This window comes from Catenulispora pinistramenti (assembly GCF_018274385.1).
Taxonomy (GTDB): domain Bacteria; phylum Actinomycetota; class Actinomycetes; order Streptomycetales; family Catenulisporaceae; genus Catenulispora; species Catenulispora pinistramenti.
This window is the reverse complement of the sequence record NZ_JAAFYZ010000651.1, coordinates 1-255: the sequence shown is the minus strand read 5'-3', so window position 1 is coordinate 255 and position 255 is coordinate 1. Positions and strand designations below refer to the sequence as shown.

The 255-nt window shown below is 69.4% G+C and carries 1 protein-coding gene; it reads left to right on the top strand.

Annotation, left to right across the window (positions count from 1 at the left end; genetic code table 11):
- On the top strand, positions 1-255 hold a 255-nt coding region (locus tag KGQ19_RS49015; RefSeq protein ID WP_212022547.1), incomplete at both ends, for a transposase.

Genomic DNA, 255 nt, shown 5'->3' with positions numbered 1-255 from the left:
TCGCGAACGTGCGCCGGATCGGCATCGACGAGATCTCCTACAAGAAGGGCCACCGCTACCTGACCGTCGTCGTCGACCACGACACCGGCCGGCTGCTGTGGGCCGCCGTCGGCCAGGACGCCGAGACCGTCGATGAGTTCTTCGACGCCCTCGGGCCCGAACGCTGTGCGGAGATCACGCACGTGTCCGCCGACGCCGCCCACTGGATCGCGAAATCGGTGCGCGCACACTGCCCGAACGCGATCCGCTGCGCCG